The sequence below is a fragment of the Blautia sp. HA8986 genome (genome assembly GCF_056504635.1).
The window spans coordinates 202,488-221,371 of the sequence record NZ_JBWLUQ010000002.1; the positions used below are offsets into that span (position 1 = coordinate 202,488).

The following is an 18,884-nucleotide window of genomic DNA, read 5'->3' on the forward strand; positions in this document are numbered from 1 at the left end:
GAAAAATTATCCAAAAAGTTTTCCACATGGGGAAAATCCGCAAATAGGCTAATAATCAAGTTATACACAAAATTATCCACATTATCCACAAGGATAACAATGTGGAAGACCTGATTTACATAAAACAAATTAAACATATGTTTTGTGTAAAAATGATAAAACTGCAAAAACTGTGAAAAAAATCTGTAAAACTATTGACATTTTTAAATTCTAAATATCATAAAATATTCCGGGAAAAAGATGTAATTCAAAGAAATATAAGGAAATAATCTGAAAATAACAACGGAATTCTAATGAAACCACTGTATTTGTCCAACCAGAAACCAGAAGTATGGAAATGTGCGTAAAAAAAGGACAGTGACCGGATGCAACGGACACTCAATGTGTTGAAAAGTTATTTTCAGGTGTGGATAAGTGTGGATAACATCAAAAATCCTCCGCAGAACCGGAAAGATCTGCGGAGGATTTTTTTAACTGTTTTGTTTCATTCGTTTGATCACCTTCAGACGTGTAAACTCTTCTCGTTCTTTTTCCTCCAGGGCATTGGTGATATCTCTGGTGAGAGTTTCATATCTTGGGATGGTGATATTTTTCAGGGCGTTGGCACGCTTCTGGGTTTTTTTGATATTGGTGGCAAGCCGGATAGCTGCGTTTTCGATCATGGAAAGCTGAATGGACAGCTCTTTCACACGTTCGAAAGCTGCCTTGGCCTCGTCCAGGGACAGCTTGGTGCTGTAGTAGGCGTAGGTCGGCGTATTGCTGCTCTGCTTGTCATATTCCACAAGAGGGATCTCAGTACCCATAACGCTTCGTGTCTTGATCCGGATGGAATTTTCTACAGGAACGGTATGGGAAATCTGGTCTACAAAAGCGATACCGATCTCCATGTTAGCTTTCTGCAGGGCTGCATAGGCAGTGCGGAAGGTTTCATCGATCTGAGTCTGGATATCCTTTGCCTGGTCAATAAGCTCCATCATTTCACGGATCAGGATATTACGCTTTTTGTCCATAAGCTCATAGCCCTGTCTGGAAAGAGCCAGAGAATTTTTTGCAAGTATGAGATTTCCCTTGGTGGGAAAGGTATTCGGATCCATAAAATCACCTCACTAACGGACGGTTTCTCTGTAATACTGATCCAGAACTTTGGTATCGATACGGTCGAGCTCTTCTCTTGGAAGAAGTCCAAGAAGCTCCCAGCCCTTATCCAGAGTCTCAATGATGCTTCGGTTCTCAGTCTCAGACTGTCCTACGAACTCAGCTTCGAATGCTTTACCAAATACAAGATACTGTTTATCCAGCGGAGAAAGCTCATCTTCACCGATAACGGAAGCCAGGGCTCTTGCGTCGCCTACCTTTGCGTAGCAGGAAAAGAGCTGGTTGGCAACGTCCTGATGATCAGCACGTGTGAAGCCTTCACCGATACCATCTTTCATCAGACGGGAGAGGGACGGCAGAACATTGATCGGCGGATAAATAGCCTGGCCGTGAAGCTGGCGGTCCAGTACGATCTGCCCCTCTGTGATGTATCCTGTAAGGTCAGGAATCGGATGCGTGATATCGTCATTAGGCATGGTCAGGATCGGGATCTGGGTTACAGAGCCTGTGCCGCCGCGGACAATTCCTGCACGCTCATAAAGAGTAGCAAGCTCACTGTACAGATATCCGGGATAACCTTTTCGGGAAGGAATCTCACCTTTGGAGGAGGAAACTTCTCGCATGGCCTCGCAGAAAGAAGTGATATCTGTGAGGATAACCAGGATGTGCATGCCTTTTTCAAAAGCAAGATACTCAGCGGCAGTCAGTGCGATCTTCGGTGTAAGAAGACGCTCAACAACCGGGTCATTTGCAAGGTTCAAAAACATAACAACGTGATCGGAAGCACCGCTTTCTTCGAAAGTCCTGCGGAAGAATTCGGCTACGTCATATTTAACGCCCATTGCTGCAAAAACAATGGCAAATTTTTCATCAGAATCGTCGCCCAGGGAAGCCTGCTGAACGATCTGTGCAGCCAGCTTGTCATGAGGAAGACCGTTACCGGAAAAGATCGGCAGCTTCTGGCCGCGGATCAGGGTGGTCAGTCCGTCAATGGCGGAGATACCGGTGTTGATATAGTTTCGCGGATATTCACGTGTTACCGGGTTCAGCGGAAGACCGTTGATGTTCAGGCTGACTTCCGGTGTGATCTCGCCAAGACCGTCAATAGGCTGGCCGATACCGTTAAAGGTACGTCCTAGGATTTCAGGGGAAAGCCCGATCTCCATTGGATGTCCGGTAAGACGTGTGTGTGTATTGCCGAGGGACATATTATCTGTTCCCTCAAAAACCTGGATAACAGCCTTATCCTCGTAGATTTCCACGATACGGCCGATTTTCTGCGTGCCGTCCTCCATGTGGAATTCCACGATCTCCTCGTAAGATGCGTTCTTAACACCCTCAAGGACAACAAGAGGGCCGTTTATTTCACTCAGGCCAAGATATTCGATTGCCATAAACTGATCCCTCCTTTAACCGTTTCTTTCCAGTACATTATCGTAGAAACGGTCGATATCTTTGTGATACTCATCAAAACGCTCCAGTTCTTTATTTGGAACCTCGTATTTGATAGCAATGATACGCTCAAAAATTTTATCCTCTTTCAGCACGGAAACCGGCATGCCGCGGTTTACAAGAGCACGGCATTTCTCATAAAGATAAAGGATAGTTTCCATCATCAGGAACTGTTTTTCCATAGGAACACTGGTGTCTTCCTGATGAAAAGCGTTCTGCTGAAGGAATCCGAGACGGATCACTCTGGCAATCTCAAGTGTCAGTTTCTGGTCATCCGGAAGAACATCGCTTCCGATAAGCTTAACGATCTCCATGAGAGAACTTTCCTGGTTGAGGATAGCCATGATCTGGTTTCTGTCATAAACGAATTTCGGGGAAACATGCTCTCTGTACCATGGAGTCAGGTCTTCCAGATATTCGCTGTAGCTGGTAAGCCACTGGATCGCAGGGAAGTGACGGGCATAGGCAAGTGCCTTGTCCAGTCCCCAGAAGCAGCGGACAAATCGTTTCGTATTCTGTGTAACCGGTTCGGAGAAGTCACCACCCTGAGGGGAAACTGCACCGATAATAGATACGGAACCTTCTGTTCCGTTCAGGTTCTGCATCATTCCCGCACGCTCATAAAATGCGGAAAGCTTGGAAGCCAGGTAAGCCGGGAAACCTTCCTCTGCAGGCATCTCCTCCAGACGTCCGGAAAGCTCACGGAGAGCCTCAGCCCATCGGGATGTGGAGTCTGCCATGATGGCTACGTCATAGCCCATATCGCGGTAATATTCCGCAAGTGTGACACCTGTATAGATAGAAGCCTCACGGGCTGCAACCGGCATGTTTGAAGTGTTGGCGATCAGAGTGGTACGGTCCATCATCAGGTTTCCGGATTTTGGGTCGATCAGTTTGCTGAAGTCCTCGAGAACCTGTGTCATCTCGTTTCCACGCTCGCCGCAGCCGATATAGATGATGATATCTGCGTCAGACCACTTGGCGATCTGGTGCTGTGTCATGGTTTTTCCTGTTCCGAATCCACCGGGAACAGCAGCAGTGCCGCCCTTGGCAATCGGGAAAAGGGTATCAAGGATTCGCTGGCCCGTAAGAAGCGGAACGCTTGCCGGGAAACGCTTGTAGGTCGGTCTCGGAACACGGATCGGCCATTTCTGGGCAAGAGCCAGCTCTTTTTCAGTGCCGTCATCAAGACGGATGGTGATAATAGGCTCCAGAACAGTGTAAGCACCGTCCGGAACTGCATGGATAACGGTTCCGTGCGGGATGTTTGGCGGAACCATGGATTTATGAAGGATGGAGGCGGTCTCCTGTGTCTCTGCAATCACAGTACCTGCGCCGATCACGTCTCCTTCTTTTACTGTGATGTGTGTTTCCCATTTTTTCTCAGTGTCAAGGGAATCAACGCTGACACCGCGGGAAATATATTTTCCGGAGGCCTCTGCAATTTCTGCAAGAGGCCTCTGGATACCATCAAAAATATTGTGGATGATTCCCGGTCCAAGGAGAACGGAAATTGCGTCTCCTGTTCCGGTAACGGTTTCTCCGGGTTTCAGTCCTGTAGTTTCCTCAAAAACCTGTACAGTCGTCATATGTTTCTTAAGTCCGATGACCTCTCCTACAAGTTTCTCAGGGCCTACATAGACCATCTCGGAGATCTTGAAGCCGGTGTCGCCCTTGAGGTAGATAACAGGACCGTTGACACCGTAGATAATACCTGTTTTACTCATGTGCTGGACCTCCGTTGAATTTGAAATCTCTGTATGCTGCATTGTATCCTTCCTCAAAAGAATTGTCGATGAGGATGTTTTTCTCCGGGATCACAGCTTTGATTCCGCCGATAAAGGAATTTCCGGAAAGCTTCAGCGGAAACCCTGTCTTGATCGTAAGTGACTTCAGCCGGGGTTCATCCTCCCTGGAAAGATAGATCTGGATCTCATCGTGTTCTGCAAAACATACGGCTTCTTCGATCTTGCTGCAAAGATATTCCTCATAACGGGAGGATTCCATAAATTTCAGGATCTGTTCTCTGACCTCTGAAAAAAGTTTCTCTTTTAAACGTCTCTGTCTGGCAGTCCAGTCACGGCGGATATTCAGCTGTTCGGCTGAAAGTGCCTTGTTGATCTCACGCCGGGCGTTTGCAATCTCGGCTTTCCGGGAACTGGCAGCGTTTTCCAGAGCCATTTTTTTATGTTCCTCCATTGCGGCATCCAGTGATTCTTTATGCTCCTGGACCTCTTTTTCCGCCTGGTGGCGGGCTTCTTCCACGGAGGTATCATAGAAGTGGGTGAGTTTTTCTTCGATTGTCATAATATCACCTGCCTATAATTTTAATCCGATGGCCTCATTCACGTATGAAGTGATGAAATCAGGCCTGCGGCCGGTACCGTGTCTGTCAGGAATTTCTATGATGAGAGGTGTTTTGTGATGGAGCTTTACATCGTCGATGATCTCAGGGAATTCCCGGCCGAATTTTTCGGTCAGGAGAATGATCCCGATTTCTTTGTCCGCGATAGTATGCTCCAGAGCTTCCTTCAGCTCATCGTGTTCATGGACAACAACACCTTCTACACCGGCCAGTCTCATTCCTGTCAGAGTATCAATATTGTCGCTGATCAGGTACATCTTCATATCAAAGTTTACCCAGGATCATGAAGGAGATGATCAGTCCATAAAGAGCAACACCTTCGGCAAGACCTACGAAGATAAGGGATTTACCAAGGATGCTCTGATCCTCACTGATTGCTCCAAGTGCTGCGCTTGCCGCACTGGCAACGGCAATACCACCACCGATACAGGAAAGTCCGGTAACGAGTGCTGCTGCGATGTAGCCCATACCTGTTGCAAGGCCTGCGTCAGCACCTGTTGCAGCCTGTACGGAAGCTCCGCCTGCGAATGTTACGGCGATGGCAACAAGCATGATCCCGAAGAAGAAAAATGCGTTTACGCCAAGCGCTGTTTTGTAGCGGCCACGGCTTTTTTCGCCGAGAAGATAATAACCGAATGGAAGAATGATGCTGAGTACAAGTGCAACTGCGATTGTAATCTGTGTAATGACTGTCATGATGATGACCTCCTTAAACTTAAATGGTAATCGTTTTATTATTTATTCCTGGAGCAGAACGGCTCGAATTTACGTCCGCTGCCTTTGTAGAAACGGCTGAACATTTCGTAATATTCCAGACGGAGTACCTGGATACCTACGATCAGGCCCTCCATAGCGCATACGAAAAGGTTTCCGAGGATAATGACGATCCAGTTCGGACTGCCGTTCTCTGCGCCTGCAAGCATAAGTACAACCTCCATCATAGCTGCGTGGCTGACTGCAAAAGCACCGATACGCACGAAGGAGAGTGTATTGGAAAAGTAGCTCAGGATAACCTCGAACAGTTCGAAGATACCCTGTACGATAAACATGCCCTTTTCTTTTGGCATAACTTCGGCTTTTTTCTTAACCAGGTTGGTAAGCGGCTCCTTGAAGAAGATCAGAAGCAGCGGAACACCGAACATGATGGCAAGAACAGCTCCGCCGGGAACTGAATGACCGGAAACAAAAAGTCCGATGCAAAGTACTGCAGATCCGTAGAATACAAGTCCTGCCACAGCGTTGGTGTCGAACCAGGTTTTTTCAACATCATGCATCTTAAGGGAATTGATGATGTTGAAAATCATGCACAGGAGGATGATTCCCATGCCAAAGCCGATGGCAACAATAAATACGGTATTCAGTTTTCCGATAAAAGGTATGGTCGTCATACTGTCTACAGGTCTTAGCCACAGAGCAGGTATGACATCTTCAAATCCAAAGATACTGCCGAACATCAGGCCGAAGAAGGTTGAGAAAACACCGGCACAGCTGATGATTCCGGCAAGGTCGATATGCTTCAGCCTGTACAGAAGGAAACCTCCGATAAAAAGCAGAAGTCCCTGTCCTGCATCACCGAACATGGCTCCGAAAATGAAGGAGTAGGTGATGGCAACGAACCAGGTTGGGTCCATCTCGCCATAAGCGGGAAGACCGTACATCTTGACATACATTTCAAATGGTTTGAAAAGCTTCGGGTTCTTCAGCTTTGTTGGCGGCTGATGGTTTGGATCATGTTCCGGTGATGTGGTATCCTCGCCGTCTACCAGGCAGAAGATCCGTTCATCTGATGCGATATCAGCCTGAAAAGCCCGTGTGTCAGCTTCTGTCATCCAGCCACAGAGAATATAGAAATTCTCATGATTTCCGGTGCAGGCAGCAGCCTTACGGACATCAAAGTTTCTGGAAAACTGACGTAGTGTATCTCTGGCAGAAACAATATCTCCGGCTCTGTCAGAGAGGAAACGCTGGCGTTTCTGCTTCTGGGCTTCCAGATGCTTCAAGGCATCCTCGTACTGTTTGCTTACGCTGGAAAAAGCCTGCTGGGCTGTACCGGTGTAATTATCCGGTACAAAGATCTTCTCAAAGTGCATGGAAGAGTAGGCCGCATCAATCTTGTGAGCCTCATGCTTCGGTACAAAATAGACTCCCCAGACATACTGGTCATCTTCATCACATTTCAGGAAGATGGTGTTCAGGTTGTCGTAAATGTATTTCTTGAATTTTTCGTAATACTGTTTCTCAATACGTCCGAAATGAAAATGAATGTATTTCAGGTGCAGAATAGAGGAAATATCGTAATCAATATTTCGGAACGGACGTATGATCCGCAGGGATTCTTCCAGGGAGGAACATTTTTCTTCTAATTCAGTTTGTTCCTGCTGGAGTTGCTCCGATTGTCCACGGATCTCCTTCACTGTGGAAAGTGCTTTTTCAATACCAGTGCTTCGGTTGGAAGCAGCAGGAGGACTTTTCAGTTCTTCGTAAATGGTATTGATGGAATTAAGAGCATCTCTATACGGATTGACCTCAAGGAAAGGTGTCAGGCTTTCTACTGTGGTCAGTTCAGAGAGCGCGTTTTCCAGATGGATTTCGTACTTGCACAGGTAGGTGTTTACAACCCGGTCAATATCTGCTTTGGGACCGGTGATGCTCAGAAAATTCATTTTTTCAATCACGTTGCTACCTCCTGGTTATTAACCGTTGCGTATATAACGCAGGGATTGTTCTGGATCCACGCCATAGCGCACGCACTCAAGGGCAATGGTCAGACGGTTGACTTCATGTTCTTTATGATATAAATAGGAATAAATGACTGCTACGGAGTAAGGGTCCTTGCGTGCTTCCCGTTCCAGCACATTCCTGAGGATGTAGTTATAAAATTCCTCCAGGTTGGCTGCAGTCAGCTGCTCATATTTCTTACCATAGTAGGTTCCGGCAAAAATACGCTGGGCTTCTTCGTATGTGGGAGCTTCCACAAGCGCGGTGATCTCTTCTTTACGAAGCTTGTAGTTCATGGGAATCAGCAATGCATAGATTTCGGCTGGTTCCATGCGAAAACAGCGTTTGGATCGCTGGATGAACTGCAGGTTCAGCATATCAAATTTTTCGCCGTAGGCTTTCGTGATCTGAGCCAGATCATTGCCCTTGAAAAGTTTCTTCCGCATATTCCAGATCTGTGAAAAATATGAAAGATCAAGTGCCATGCCGAAGTCAAAAAGCGTGGCATTTCCCCGTTCGTTGACCTGGGACAGAGGAATGAAGAAATCATTTCCCTTTAGTGTGGCGATAAATTCATCCATATTGGTGCAGGCTGCAAGTCTGTCAATATCCAGTCTGGAATGCAGTCTGAAAAAATCGCGGTAAGGGGAAATATCTACGGGATCAGTATCTCTGTGGTCGAAGAGATTCGTCATAATCTCTTTCAGGACACGGATCTCATAGCGTTTCGAGTAAAGAGTCAGGAACGTCCGCTGTTCCTGGTTTGCAAAGTGGTAAAGTCTTGAAAAATTCCGGAAGATAGATTTCTTCAGAAGTTTCTCTATCTGCCCTCGATGCAGATCATTCTCATCGAGACCAGACCAGATATTCTGATATTCCGGGGTTCGTTTCAGGTAGGCTGTTACCTGGGGGACATTGGGAAGCTGAACGATTTCTTCCAGCTGTTTATCTGTCACAAGCCTGCTTTGCATGGCACGGATCTTGGTAGAGAGTCCGCTGTATGAGAGGACAGTGCCCATTGAATCACTTCCTTTCCCTTCAGGTTTCGGTAATTCCTGTTATTTTCTGAAACAGCTCTTTGGAAAGAGTCTCGTGGTTGGCTTCGTAGTAGGCATCCAACCTGGATAGCTGGTCTTCTGTCTCTGCACGAAGCTGGGTGATCCGGGCGTCTTTCTCGCGGGCCAGATCTTCACGGATCTTCCGGATTTCAGCGCTGGTCTTTGTTTCCAGGGATGCATCGAAATCTTTGATCTGTTTTTCGGCTTCTTCTGAGAGAGCTTGTTTCTGTCGCGCAGCGTCCTGCATGATAGCATTGGCTGTAGCTTCGATTTCCGAAAGCTTGTTTAGGATTTGTTCCATTGCGCCCTCCTTGTTTTGTTTATTGTCTATAATTGATTTTTATATGATACACCTTTTTTATGGTAAAAACAACTAAAATTTTGTTAATTTTTCTGCAAACTTTTGAGTGAAATGTGGGTAAACAGACATAAGTGCGGTTTGCTGTCGTCTTGTTGATATTTTTTATTTTTTGCTTGCGGCAGGGTGGGGATTGCATGTATAGTTGAGTATTGAGAAGCATTGCAGCAGTTCTGTTAATTCATGGAATGGTACTACAGATGCTTTTGAGGACTGCGAAAGGTAGTTATTTGATTTATATATTATAGGAAGATTAATTTGGAGGTCATTTATGAGATTACGTAATGTTCCCGGGGCGAAGGATGCGATTTTGGAGTGTGATTGGGTGATTGATGAGCCAGAGAAGTTTAAAGGGAAGTGGGAGAGCGTTTTTGGGGAGAAGAGGCCGCTTTTTCTTGAGGTTGGCATGGGGAAAGGCCGCTTTTTGATGGATATGGCGCGGCTGCATCCGGAGAGAAATTTTATAGGTATTGAAATGTATGACAGTGTGCTTCTTCGCGCTTTGCAGAAGAGGGAGGAGCTTGAGGAGCAGGGAGAGAGTTTTTCCAATCTGGTGTTTATCCGGGTGGATGCGAGATTACTGCCGGAGATTTTTGAAAAGGATGAGGTTGACGGGATCTACCTGAATTTCTCTGATCCGTGGCCGAAGGCAAGACATGCCAAAAGGAGACTTACTTCCAGGGAGTTTCTGGCTAGATATGAGCAGGTTTTGAAAAAAGATGGCGTTGTGGAATTTAAGACGGATAACAGGGGACTGTTTGAATTTTCTCTGGAAGAGGTTCGGGAGTCTGACTGGAACCTGGAGGTTTGTACCTTTGATCTCCATCATGATGAGGAACTGGTGAAGGGAAATGTGATGACAGAGTATGAGGAGAAGTTTTCTTCCATGGGCAACCCGATCTGTAAGATGGTAATTAAACAGAAATAGAGGAAGCAAGACGCAGGAGGATATCGGGCTGATCTGTAAACAGATCGGCCTGTTTTCATATAATAAAAAGAAGAAAAAAATTGAGTCAGGAAAAAATTTACAACTCTGCAGGAGCAGGGGCCTGACCAGCATGAATAAAAGGAGAAGCTAAAGCTTGAAAAAAAGAAAATCCAGCTCATTACGGCGAAATTTCAATACTGTAAACCGCAGCATTAAAAATCAGGCAGTACGGATCAAAAATTCGCTGGCAGAAACAGAAAAAACACTGAACAAAATTGCATCAAATGAAGATATAAAAAATAAAAAAGAAAAAAATAAAAAAAATTAAAAAAAGGTGTTGACTTTACTCGAACCATAACGTATAATACAACATGTCTTGAGGAACGAAAGAAACGAAAGACAAACAATTAATAAGCGTCTTTAGCTCAGTTGGTAGAGCACCTGACTCTTAATCAGGGTGTCCAGGGTTCGAACCCCTGAAGACGCACTAAAAGCACTGTTTTTGCAGATATAGAGCTGCGGGGACGGTGTTTTTTTGTTGATTAAATATTATAAGAGAAGAATAGAAATCCCACCCTGTACTCGGCTAAAGTTTTGGGTGGTTTTTTTATGTGAAAATTATTTTAGAGAAAATCCCCCGAAAAAAAGGAGGGCCGGGTCTTGGAACGGACCCGGCAGAGTATGAAAAGAAAAATAAGTAATGATCTATAAGATGAAAAAGCTGTGTGCTTTATTTGCTTAATAATATACCGTCAAAATGTGATGGAACTGTGAGAAGCATTTTAAAAATCTGTGAGGAAAATCTAAAGATCCTATAAATTCCAGGATTATTTGTCCTAATTGATCTGTAAATGAACAGGAAACAATCGAAAAACCAGAAAAATCCCGGAGTACAGAAAAATATATTGAAAATAATAAGGACATTTCCATAACCATCCTGTATAATAAATCATATTATAAAAAATCTGAATTGGAAACGGCAGCATGATTAAGCTGGCATTTGACTGTATTCAGAGAAAGAGGGAGGAAACTGATTATGGAGAGAGTGTTTGAGGCAATCAACGGTGTGTTCAGCTTTATCGGTCCGCTATCTGATTTTTTGTGGGAATTTCCCACGAATTTTGGCTGGTACAGCAGTATTCCGATTCTGGGGAATATATCATTTGCGATCATACTACTTCTTGGATCCGGAATTTTTTTCAGTTTCAGGATCGGTTTTATGCAGGTGACTTACTTTAAAAAAGGAATCCGAACCATGACGGAAAAACGTGTTGTGGAAACGGGAATTTCCCCGCTGGCATCGTTTTTCCTGAGTTCGGCCATGCGTGTAGGCCCCGGAAATATCCTGGGTGTAACAGGAGCCATTGCAGCAGGCGGTCCGGGTGCGTTGTTCTGGATGTGGATCTCCGCATTTTTCGGAATGGCAGTTGCATACATGGAAGGTGTGCTTGCACAGATTTTTAAAGAGAAGAAAGATGATGAATTCGTAGGAGGACTTCCTTTCTATGGAAGGAAACTTCTCGGAAACAAAGTATGGATCGGAATTTTTCTTTCTGTACTGTATATTCTGTACGCACTTTGCTGTCTGCCTGCACAGGGATTCAATGTTGTTTCCTCTGTGGGACGTATGGCAGAGATCATAACAGGGAAGACTATTGCAAGCGGATCAGCCTTCTATTATGTAGTAGGAACTATCATCGTAATCCTTACAGCAGCTATTGCATTTGGCGGAATCAAAAAAGTATCCAGATGGACGGATATGATGGTCCCGGTAATGGCGGTGCTCTATATGGTAGTAGTGTTGCTTCTTATTATATTGAATTTTACCCGTATTCCGTATTTCTTCGGAAGTGTGTTTGCAGGAGCTTTTAAACCAGAGGCGTTCTTTGGAGGAGTTTTTGGAACTGTACTTGCACAGGGAGTAAAACGAGGCCTGATGTCAAATGAGGCCGGACAGGGAACGATTACCATGTCAGCGGCAGCAGCTGACGCAAAGCATCCATGCGAGCAGGGCGTGATCGCTTCTCTGGGAGTTTTTCTTGATACTATCGTGATCTGTACGCTTACCGGATTTGTGGTGGTTATGGCACATTGCTGGACAGGAGCAGATGCGGAAGTCTGGCAGGCATTGGATAAACTTCCTAAATATACAGAATCCATCGCTGTTCTCACACCAGGAACTGCGATGAACGGAATTGTTACTTTCCTTGTAACCTTATGTTTCTGCCTGTTTGCATTTACCTGTCTGCTTGGAATGATCAGCTTTTCCGAGATCGCGGCAAACCGTATCCGCAAGGATAAGATATGTATTAATTTTGTACGCTGCATCGGACTTTTTGTTGCAGGATTTGGAATCCTGTGCAATATTGCAGGACTGGAACTTGGAAACCTCTGGGCGTTTTCCGATCTGGGAAATATCCTGATCGTATATTTCAATGTTCCGATCGTGTATGTTGGTGCGAAATATGTTTTCCGTGCCACAAGACATTACAAAAAGAATGACGGAACCCCATTCACCTCAGAAATAATCGGCAGAAATGACTGCACTTACTGGGATGAACGTGCGAAGAAAAAATAATAAAATAACAGATACCCTCATTGCAGAATGTGTCTGTAATGAGGGGATTCCTGCGTTTTTCCTTTTTGTTTGTAACATAGTAAAAAGATGTGTTATACTCTCATCTTTGACAGTTGATTAGTTAAAAAAGTGCCACAATCCCTGTAAATATAAGGGGTGTGGCACTTTTATCTGCATACACGAAATATAGTAATGTTTCATCTCCGCTTACTTTTTTTCTGAATTCCTTTCATTTTCCGTTTTGTTATGAATTGATAGTCCGTTCTGAATCCGCAGGTTTCATGGAGATCGTCAGTGATTTTCTGACGCTCATATACCGGCATGAAGCCCTGTTCTTCTATATCCGCAAATTTTATGTCTTTTAAAGTGTGAAGTAATTGTTCTGTGGTATAAGTCCCTTTCAAGGAACGGTTTAATAACCGGAAATGTAACAGAGCAAGAAAACAGGTAAGAAAATGAGCCTTAATTCGGTCTTCACGGTTTAAGTAAACGGGTCTGGCTTCAAAGTCTGTTTTCATAGTTCTGAAACAGTCTTCAATCTGCCATCTTCCTTCACTGACTTTTAAGATATCTGCAACGTCATCATCAAGCAGGTCTGTACATACCGCATAAAGTCCGTCATACATTTCTTCTTCAGCAATCTTATCCGTATCGAGATAATAGTGGATCTTAGCTTTTTCTCCTTCGTTGGTTACAGCTACCTTATTTACAAATCTTGCAGGATCATTTGGATTTTTACGCTGTTTTTTTAGAGAGCCATTTGCAACCATTTTTTCTGCCCGACAGATCTGCTCCGCACGGATGGCTTTCTGATAAGCGGCATATTTAGGGGAGTAGGTTATGATCAATCTTTGATCTAGTTTTTTTGTTGTAAATGGTTCGTCTTTATAATAAAGCTGGTTCTTGTCATCATCTGTCAGTTTTGTGAGGTCAACAGGTTTATCATCTGAGAGACGTTTGAAGCCAGTTTTCTTTAAAGCCCATGCCCGGTCTTCAGCAGGCAGCTTTTTGATGGACTGAGTGACAATAAATGCCCTCTGTCCCATGTGATTAAGAACACGGTTATCCTCAGAAGCAAGTCCGGCGTCACTGCAATAGATAAACTTATCACAGCCGAATTGCTGGAGAATCTTTGTTTCTAAAGGTTTTAAGGATTTCTGCTCATTTTGGTTTCCAGGAAAGAGTGAGAAAGCCAAAGGTGTTCCGTCACCATCCGTAAAGAGTCCCATTTGAATAATGGGATTCGGACGGTGCTCTTTGCTTTTTTCGTATTTTTTATCTCCATCTTCCTGTTCGATTTCAAAGTAGTAGTTTGTGCAATCATAATAAAGGATCCGATCCATTCTGTCACCGAGAAAAAAGCTATTTTTATAAACTTCTGATTGAATAAAATCCATTTCAGAAGCAAGAACAGAAAGAGCTCGGTACACATCATGAAGTTCATAAGTTGGAGGCTCAAGGAACTGTTTTGCTGCTCGGAAGGAAGACCTTTTGCTGGAAGGTTCCAGAACCCTTGTGTAAATTAAATCAGATAAAATAGCATTAAGATCATACTCAAATTTATGTTGGCTTTTGATTTTTCGGCAGACAGAATCGAGCTTAAGTCCATAGTAAATAGACTGAAGAAAAAGATATCCGCCAGAAAAAAGTTTCTGCTTATTATAGTCCATGAGTCTGTTGGAATGAAATGGAATCATGACAGTAGCATCCTCTTTTTCACTTTTATATTTCAGTGTTTCAAGACGAGCCTGTTCATTTGCCCATTCAACAACTCCGTCACGATCCGTGTGGAGCTGCGCTGATAATTCAGCTAACGTACCTAATTTTCGGATGGTTTTGGAAGTACTTTTCCCATTGGCATTTGTATAGGACTGAGTGATGTAAAAGGATTCAGAATTTTTTGATTTTGATGTTGTTATACGCACAATAATCACCTCTGTCACTATTACACCACATATCACTAAATATTACTATATAATAAGAATAAAAATTTGACAAAAAAATAAGCCTATTTCAAGGCTTTGCGGTACTTTTTTGCATTTCAATGTGTCAAACTCCCGTCAAAGTTTTCAAAACAGATTATAACACAAAAATCAGCAAAATCTTTCGATGAGTTGAAAATAGACATTGTAAAAATTCTGTGACTCATTTATAATGAGTAACAGATTCTAAAGATGTTATAAAAAACAGGAGGAAAGCCTTGAAAAGAGAATTAGTTATTGTCATTGATTTTGGCGGTCAGTACAATCAGCTGGTTGCAAGACGTGTCAGAGAATGCAATGTATACTGCGAGATCTATTCTTATAAGACAGATCTTGAGAAGATTAAAGCGATGAATCCTAAGGGAATTATCCTCACCGGTGGACCGAACAGCTGCTATGAGGCAGATTCACCGACTTATCAGAAAGAATTATTTGAGCTTGGAATTCCGGTGCTGGGACTTTGCTATGGAGCACAGCTTATGATGCATGTCCTTGGAGGAAAAGTTGAGAAGGCAGATGTCAGCGAATACGGCAAGACAGAGCTTCTTATTGATAAGAAGGATTCCAGAATCTTTAAGAATGTATCCGACAGAACGATCTGCTGGATGAGCCATACAGACTATATTTCCCAGACTGCACCTGGATTTGAGATAGCTGCACACACAGCGGACTGTCCGGTAGCAACTGCACAGAATGAAGAGAAGAAACTGTATGCGATCCAGTTCCATCCGGAAGTACTGCACACAGTAGAAGGAAAGACAATGCTTTCCAACTTCGTACTTGGTGTCTGTGAATGTGCCGGAGACTGGAAGATGGATGCTTTTGTTGAGCACACGATCAAAGAGATCCGTGAGAAAGTCGGCGATGGAAAAGTTCTCCTTGCTCTTTCAGGCGGCGTAGATTCCTCCGTAGCAGCAGGACTTCTTTCCAGAGCGATCGGCAAGCAGCTTACCTGCGTATTTGTAGACCATGGACTTCTTCGTAAAGATGAGGGAGATGAGGTTGAGGGTGTGTTCGGACCGAACGGACAGTTTGACCTGAATTTTATCCGTGTCAATGCACAGCAGAGATATTACGACAAGCTTGCAGGCGTTACAGAGCCTGAGGCGAAACGTAAGATTATCGGTGAAGAATTTATCCGTATCTTTGAGGAAGAAGCCAAGAAGATCGGTGCTGTAGATTTCCTTGCACAGGGAACCATTTATCCGGACGTTGTAGAGAGCGGTCTCGGCGGAGAATCCGCAGTGATCAAATCCCATCACAACGTGGGTGGACTTCCTGATTTCGTAGATTTCAAAGAAATCATCGAACCGCTCCGCGACCTGTTCAAAGATGAGGTTCGTAAAGCCGGTCTTGAGCTTGGTATCCCGGAAAGACTGGTATTCCGTCAGCCATTCCCGGGCCCGGGACTTGGAATCCGTATCATCGGTGAAGTCACCGAAGAAAAAGTACGCATCGTACAGGATGCAGACTACATCTACCGTGAAGAAGTCGACAATGCAGCCGCCGACTACAAGAAAGAACACGGAGAAGATCCATCCTGGATGCCGAACCAGTACTTTGCAGCCCTTACCAATATGCGAAGTGTAGGCGTAATGGGAGACTTCAGAACATACGATTATGCAGTGGCACTCCGCGCCGTTAAGACTATTGACTTCATGACTGCTGAATCTGCTGAGATTCCTTATGCAGTGCTTAATAAGGTGATGAACCGTATTATCAACGAGGTTAAGGGCGTAAACCGCGTATTCTATGATCTTACCAGTAAGCCGCCTGGAACGATTGAGTTTGAATAAAAAAATGGAGCTCGGAAATCCAGCATTCATGCGGGTTTCCGGGCTCTTGCTATGTGGTTTGAGTACAGATTGAGTACAAAAATCAATTATATATGCTCTATGTGCTGTTGAAGCCATGTTATTACTGGTTGCACATAATCATTCCATTTTTCAGATTTTGAAGCAAGTTCGATTATTTTTGATAGACCAATAGCTTTATCATAATCAAGCCTTTCAATGGCGTCATTTATATATTTATGGTCATCGTCGACGCTATGTATATTAGTCAATACTTGTTTTATCTCATTATCGTTTGGTATGATTTCAGAGGAAGTGGTTATTATCATTTCGCGTATCCACTTTTCAGGTTTATAATTATTTGGTAAATTATATTGAATTATATGCGATAAAACATTATTACGCTCGGTATTAAATGCTTGTCCGGTTATCTTGTCTTTTATTTGCGTTAGCTTTTCTTCGTCTGTTTTATATACATCGCCATCAAGAACAGCAATAATATTTTCACTTAGTTTATTATCTAATTCAAAGCCTGAAAGTATAGTAAAAGAGTTACTTGCAGGTCCAAAAGTAAAAATATCAACATATCTTTTGCAATTCATTGAATGGCAAATCTGAGAGATAATTGTTTTTGATAAATCATCTTCCACATATATTTTAATGGGTTTTTCTGATTTACCCATTAAATCTTGAATAGAATCAGAAGAGATATAATTGCTAACAAGAGTTTTTTGTGAAGTCTGAGTAATGTATTGAATACCAACATAGTCTCGTAATTCATTCATTAAAATGGAATGTGTGGTAAAAATAATTTGTAACTGACGTTTGCTGTCATTAGCTATTTCATACATTTTTTTAATTAGTCTGCGTAAAGCATTAGTATGTAAAAGTAAATCAACTTCGTCTATTAATACTAGTGAATATTTGGGGACAGAGTATAGTGCACTAAGAATTTTAAAAACACGTTGTTCTCCAGCTCCCATACTTAAAGAAACGTATGTTCCGTTTTGCTCACTTGATACACCAAGGTAGGTTTTACCTTTTTTTGATTTCAAATATTTGAGATTATCATAAGCAATATTTAGAACATAACCAGTGGATGAAATGATTTTACTACTATCCTTTAATTCTTCATCTGTAGCAAAACTTATAAATGAATTGGTATGCTCCTGCTCGATTGCTGGAACACATGTTTCTATACCAAAATATTCTATATGCCTTTCTGGTCTACGGTTATAATGTGGAGTCCAACGTTCATCCTTAGCAAAAGAAATAGTGCTTCGTTTTGGCTCACCTTTCAGTTTATATGAGTGAGTGACTTCAAATTTGCTGTCATTCCACAATGCATAAGGGTTGGGGGTAAAGAAGTAACTAAATTTGTAATCTTCTCTTGTTTCTCCATCAAGAGGTTTGTAACAACAGGCTAATGCATGTAATATAGTAGATTTTCCAGCACCATTAACGCCCATAATTGCTGTTAATCTTGTGTCAGAGAAATTAAGGGTTAAATCTTTTAAATTTTTCAATTTGTCAAAATGTATTGATTCAATATACTGCTCAGAAATTTGCATAAATTCCTCCCTAATTATCTGTAGTATCTATTAGTGGATAATGGCTTCTCTGCAATTCCAATTCTACTTTTTCTTTTGTCTCAGCTATCTCATCTATAGCTACCTGTGTGGCTTCATTTGGATTATCACCAGCGGATTTCAAAGCACTCTGGTAGATAAAATTCATTTTTTCCCATTTCAATAAGTCATTAAAAACCTTATAACTTCTGATATTCAACAAAGCATCCCGCAAAGACAGCGTATGTGTTTTTCCTCTGGCCGTATATCCGATTTCAAGATAAGAGGAAAGAACCGGATTCAGATGGATGGATACGGTATCGTCCTTTAACAGCTTGTCTTCTCCTCGCTCTCCACTGATCTGGAGGATGCCGGAATTGCAAAGAACCATAAGTACGCCCATCAGATCACCGACTGTTTCCAGACGAAGTCCAGCAGTATCACTGCCATTCAAAGCATTATAACTGACACCGAGTGCAGCTGCAATTTTCTCTAACTGAGGAGGTTGTGGCTGCATTTTATTGGTTTCGTATTTTCGGATAGAAACCGGATGGATACCGGTCAGCTCAGCCAGTTTATCTTGCGTGATTCCGATTTGCTTTCTGCAGTATTTGATTTTTTCTCCTATGGTCATTCTTATCGTCCTCCATGTATCGAGATGGCTACATTATACCATGTTTGAAAAAATTTTTCTACTAGCATTTCAAAATACTTGACAATAGCGAAGTCGCTACATATAATGAGAATATAAAATGTAGCGATATCGCTATAAAAAGAAAAGGAGGATGCATATATGGCAGAAAACAACAAGATTTATATTACTGCAAATGAACTCGCAGAAATGCTGGGTGTTTCTGTAGGTCATGCTTACAAGTTGATTCGTAAGCTGAATCAGGAACTGGAAAAAGAGGGATTTCTGGTGATTGCGGGTAAAGTTCCCAGACGCTATTTTGAAAAACGCTGGTATGGTTTCAGTGCATAGGAGGTGG

General features: G+C 43.1%; 17 protein-coding genes and 1 tRNA gene. 6 read left to right on the top strand and 12 right to left on the bottom strand.

Annotated elements, in window-relative coordinates; translation table 11 throughout:
• Positions 1–470 precede the first annotated feature (470 nt).
• From AC04Q4_RS13645 to AC04Q4_RS13685, 9 genes are read right to left on the bottom strand one after another with little or no spacing between them, the layout of a single operon-like run.
• Entirely contained in the window at positions 471–1,094 is a 624-nt protein-coding gene (locus tag AC04Q4_RS13645; RefSeq protein ID WP_173737690.1) for a V-type ATP synthase subunit D, read from the bottom strand.
• A 12-nt stretch (positions 1,095–1,106) separates the two neighbouring features.
• Positions 1,107–2,489, bottom strand: coding sequence for a V-type ATP synthase subunit B (locus AC04Q4_RS13650; protein WP_476389140.1), 1,383 nt, complete (start codon positions 2,487–2,489; stop codon positions 1,107–1,109).
• A 15-nt stretch (positions 2,490–2,504) separates the two neighbouring features.
• Positions 2,505–4,274 carry a V-type ATP synthase subunit A gene (locus AC04Q4_RS13655; RefSeq protein ID WP_173737691.1) on the bottom strand — a complete coding sequence of 590 codons (1,770 nt, stop codon included), beginning with the start codon at positions 4,272–4,274 and terminating at the stop codon, positions 2,505–2,507.
• Positions 4,267–4,854, bottom strand: a complete 588-nt coding sequence (locus AC04Q4_RS13660; protein WP_173737692.1) for a V-type ATP synthase subunit E — start codon at positions 4,852–4,854, stop codon at positions 4,267–4,269. Before AC04Q4_RS13660 ends, AC04Q4_RS13655 begins: the two co-directional genes overlap by 8 nt.
• 12 nt (positions 4,855–4,866) lie before the next feature.
• Positions 4,867–5,175, bottom strand: coding sequence for a V-type ATP synthase subunit F (locus tag AC04Q4_RS13665; RefSeq protein ID WP_173755616.1), 309 nt, complete (start codon positions 5,173–5,175; stop codon positions 4,867–4,869).
• A gap of 1 nt (position 5,176) precedes the next feature.
• The gene (locus AC04Q4_RS13670; RefSeq protein WP_015525392.1) at positions 5,177–5,608 is read right to left on the bottom strand and encodes an ATP synthase subunit C; all 432 of its coding nucleotides are present in this window, start codon (positions 5,606–5,608) and stop codon (positions 5,177–5,179) included.
• 38 nt (positions 5,609–5,646) lie between these two features.
• The gene (locus AC04Q4_RS13675; RefSeq protein WP_173755617.1) at positions 5,647–7,587 is read right to left on the bottom strand and encodes a V-type ATP synthase subunit I; all 1,941 of its coding nucleotides are present in this window, start codon (positions 7,585–7,587) and stop codon (positions 5,647–5,649) included.
• An 18-nt stretch (positions 7,588–7,605) separates the two neighbouring features.
• Positions 7,606–8,649: a V-type ATPase subunit gene (locus AC04Q4_RS13680; protein WP_476389141.1), complete on the bottom strand. Its 1,044-nt coding sequence runs from the start codon at positions 8,647–8,649 to the stop codon at positions 7,606–7,608.
• A 19-nt stretch (positions 8,650–8,668) separates the two neighbouring features.
• Positions 8,669–8,989: a hypothetical protein gene (locus tag AC04Q4_RS13685; RefSeq protein ID WP_119239435.1), complete on the bottom strand. Its 321-nt coding sequence runs from the start codon at positions 8,987–8,989 to the stop codon at positions 8,669–8,671.
• A gap of 328 nt (positions 8,990–9,317) precedes the next feature.
• Between AC04Q4_RS13685 and trmB the strand changes: the two genes are divergently transcribed.
• From trmB to AC04Q4_RS13705, 4 genes are all read left to right on the top strand, one after another.
• Positions 9,318–9,974, top strand: a complete 657-nt coding sequence (gene trmB / locus AC04Q4_RS13690) for a tRNA (guanosine(46)-N7)-methyltransferase TrmB (protein WP_173755620.1) — start codon at positions 9,318–9,320, stop codon at positions 9,972–9,974.
• Positions 9,975–10,128: 154 nt separating this feature from the next.
• Positions 10,129–10,302 (top strand): hypothetical protein, encoded by a 174-nt coding sequence (locus AC04Q4_RS13695; RefSeq protein WP_173755621.1) that lies wholly within the window; start codon positions 10,129–10,131, stop codon positions 10,300–10,302.
• A gap of 86 nt (positions 10,303–10,388) precedes the next feature.
• Positions 10,389–10,461, top strand: a tRNA-Lys gene (locus AC04Q4_RS13700).
• Between the two features lie 549 nt (positions 10,462–11,010).
• Complete coding sequence (locus AC04Q4_RS13705; protein WP_476389142.1) at positions 11,011–12,552, top strand: amino acid carrier protein; 1,542 nt, start codon at positions 11,011–11,013, stop codon at positions 12,550–12,552.
• Between the two features lie 197 nt (positions 12,553–12,749).
• On the opposite strand, the gene AC04Q4_RS13710 is transcribed toward AC04Q4_RS13705, so the two are convergent.
• Positions 12,750–14,477 (bottom strand): IS1634 family transposase, encoded by a 1,728-nt coding sequence (locus AC04Q4_RS13710; protein ID WP_195456591.1) that lies wholly within the window; start codon positions 14,475–14,477, stop codon positions 12,750–12,752.
• A gap of 275 nt (positions 14,478–14,752) precedes the next feature.
• On the opposite strand from AC04Q4_RS13710, the gene guaA reads away from it, so the two are divergent.
• The gene (gene guaA / locus AC04Q4_RS13715) at positions 14,753–16,330 is read left to right on the top strand and encodes a glutamine-hydrolyzing GMP synthase (protein WP_226842948.1); all 1,578 of its coding nucleotides are present in this window, start codon (positions 14,753–14,755) and stop codon (positions 16,328–16,330) included.
• 86 nt (positions 16,331–16,416) lie between these two features.
• Here the strand turns inward: guaA and AC04Q4_RS13720 are convergent, their stop codons facing one another.
• Positions 16,417–17,898: an AAA family ATPase gene (locus tag AC04Q4_RS13720; RefSeq protein WP_118698834.1), complete on the bottom strand. Its 1,482-nt coding sequence runs from the start codon at positions 17,896–17,898 to the stop codon at positions 16,417–16,419.
• Between the two features lie 10 nt (positions 17,899–17,908).
• Complete coding sequence (locus AC04Q4_RS13725) at positions 17,909–18,529, bottom strand: helix-turn-helix domain-containing protein (RefSeq protein ID WP_118698835.1); 621 nt, start codon at positions 18,527–18,529, stop codon at positions 17,909–17,911.
• A gap of 159 nt (positions 18,530–18,688) precedes the next feature.
• Here AC04Q4_RS13725 and AC04Q4_RS13730 point away from each other — a divergent pair, with 159 nt between their 5' ends.
• Positions 18,689–18,877 carry a helix-turn-helix transcriptional regulator gene (locus AC04Q4_RS13730; protein WP_117449617.1) on the top strand — a complete coding sequence of 63 codons (189 nt, stop codon included), beginning with the start codon at positions 18,689–18,691 and terminating at the stop codon, positions 18,875–18,877.
• Positions 18,878–18,884: the final 7 nt, after the last annotated feature.

Excerpts from the sequence above, each read along its gene's own strand:
- AC04Q4_RS13645 (WP_173737690.1), bottom strand. The coding sequence starts at position 1,094 with ATGGATCCGAATACCTTTCCCACCAAGGGAAATCTCATACTTGCAAAA.
- AC04Q4_RS13650 (WP_476389140.1), bottom strand. The coding sequence starts at position 2,489 with ATGGCAATCGAATATCTTGGCCTGAGTGAAATAAACGGCCCTCTTGTT.
- AC04Q4_RS13655 (WP_173737691.1), bottom strand. The coding sequence starts at position 4,274 with ATGAGTAAAACAGGTATTATCTACGGTGTCAACGGTCCTGTTATCTAC.
- AC04Q4_RS13660 (WP_173737692.1), bottom strand. The coding sequence starts at position 4,854 with ATGACAATCGAAGAAAAACTCACCCACTTCTATGATACCTCCGTGGAA.
- AC04Q4_RS13665 (WP_173755616.1), bottom strand. The coding sequence starts at position 5,175 with ATGAAGATGTACCTGATCAGCGACAATATTGATACTCTGACAGGAATG.
- AC04Q4_RS13670 (WP_015525392.1), bottom strand. The coding sequence starts at position 5,608 with ATGACAGTCATTACACAGATTACAATCGCAGTTGCACTTGTACTCAGC.
- AC04Q4_RS13680 (WP_476389141.1), bottom strand. The coding sequence starts at position 8,649 with ATGGGCACTGTCCTCTCATACAGCGGACTCTCTACCAAGATCCGTGCC.
- AC04Q4_RS13685 (WP_119239435.1), bottom strand. The coding sequence starts at position 8,989 with ATGGAACAAATCCTAAACAAGCTTTCGGAAATCGAAGCTACAGCCAAT.
- trmB (WP_173755620.1), top strand. The coding sequence starts at position 9,318 with ATGAGATTACGTAATGTTCCCGGGGCGAAGGATGCGATTTTGGAGTGT.
- AC04Q4_RS13705 (WP_476389142.1), top strand. The coding sequence starts at position 11,011 with ATGGAGAGAGTGTTTGAGGCAATCAACGGTGTGTTCAGCTTTATCGGT.
- AC04Q4_RS13720 (WP_118698834.1), bottom strand. The coding sequence starts at position 17,898 with ATGCAAATTTCTGAGCAGTATATTGAATCAATACATTTTGACAAATTG.
- AC04Q4_RS13725 (WP_118698835.1), bottom strand. The coding sequence starts at position 18,529 with ATGACCATAGGAGAAAAAATCAAATACTGCAGAAAGCAAATCGGAATC.
- AC04Q4_RS13730 (WP_117449617.1), top strand. The coding sequence starts at position 18,689 with ATGGCAGAAAACAACAAGATTTATATTACTGCAAATGAACTCGCAGAA.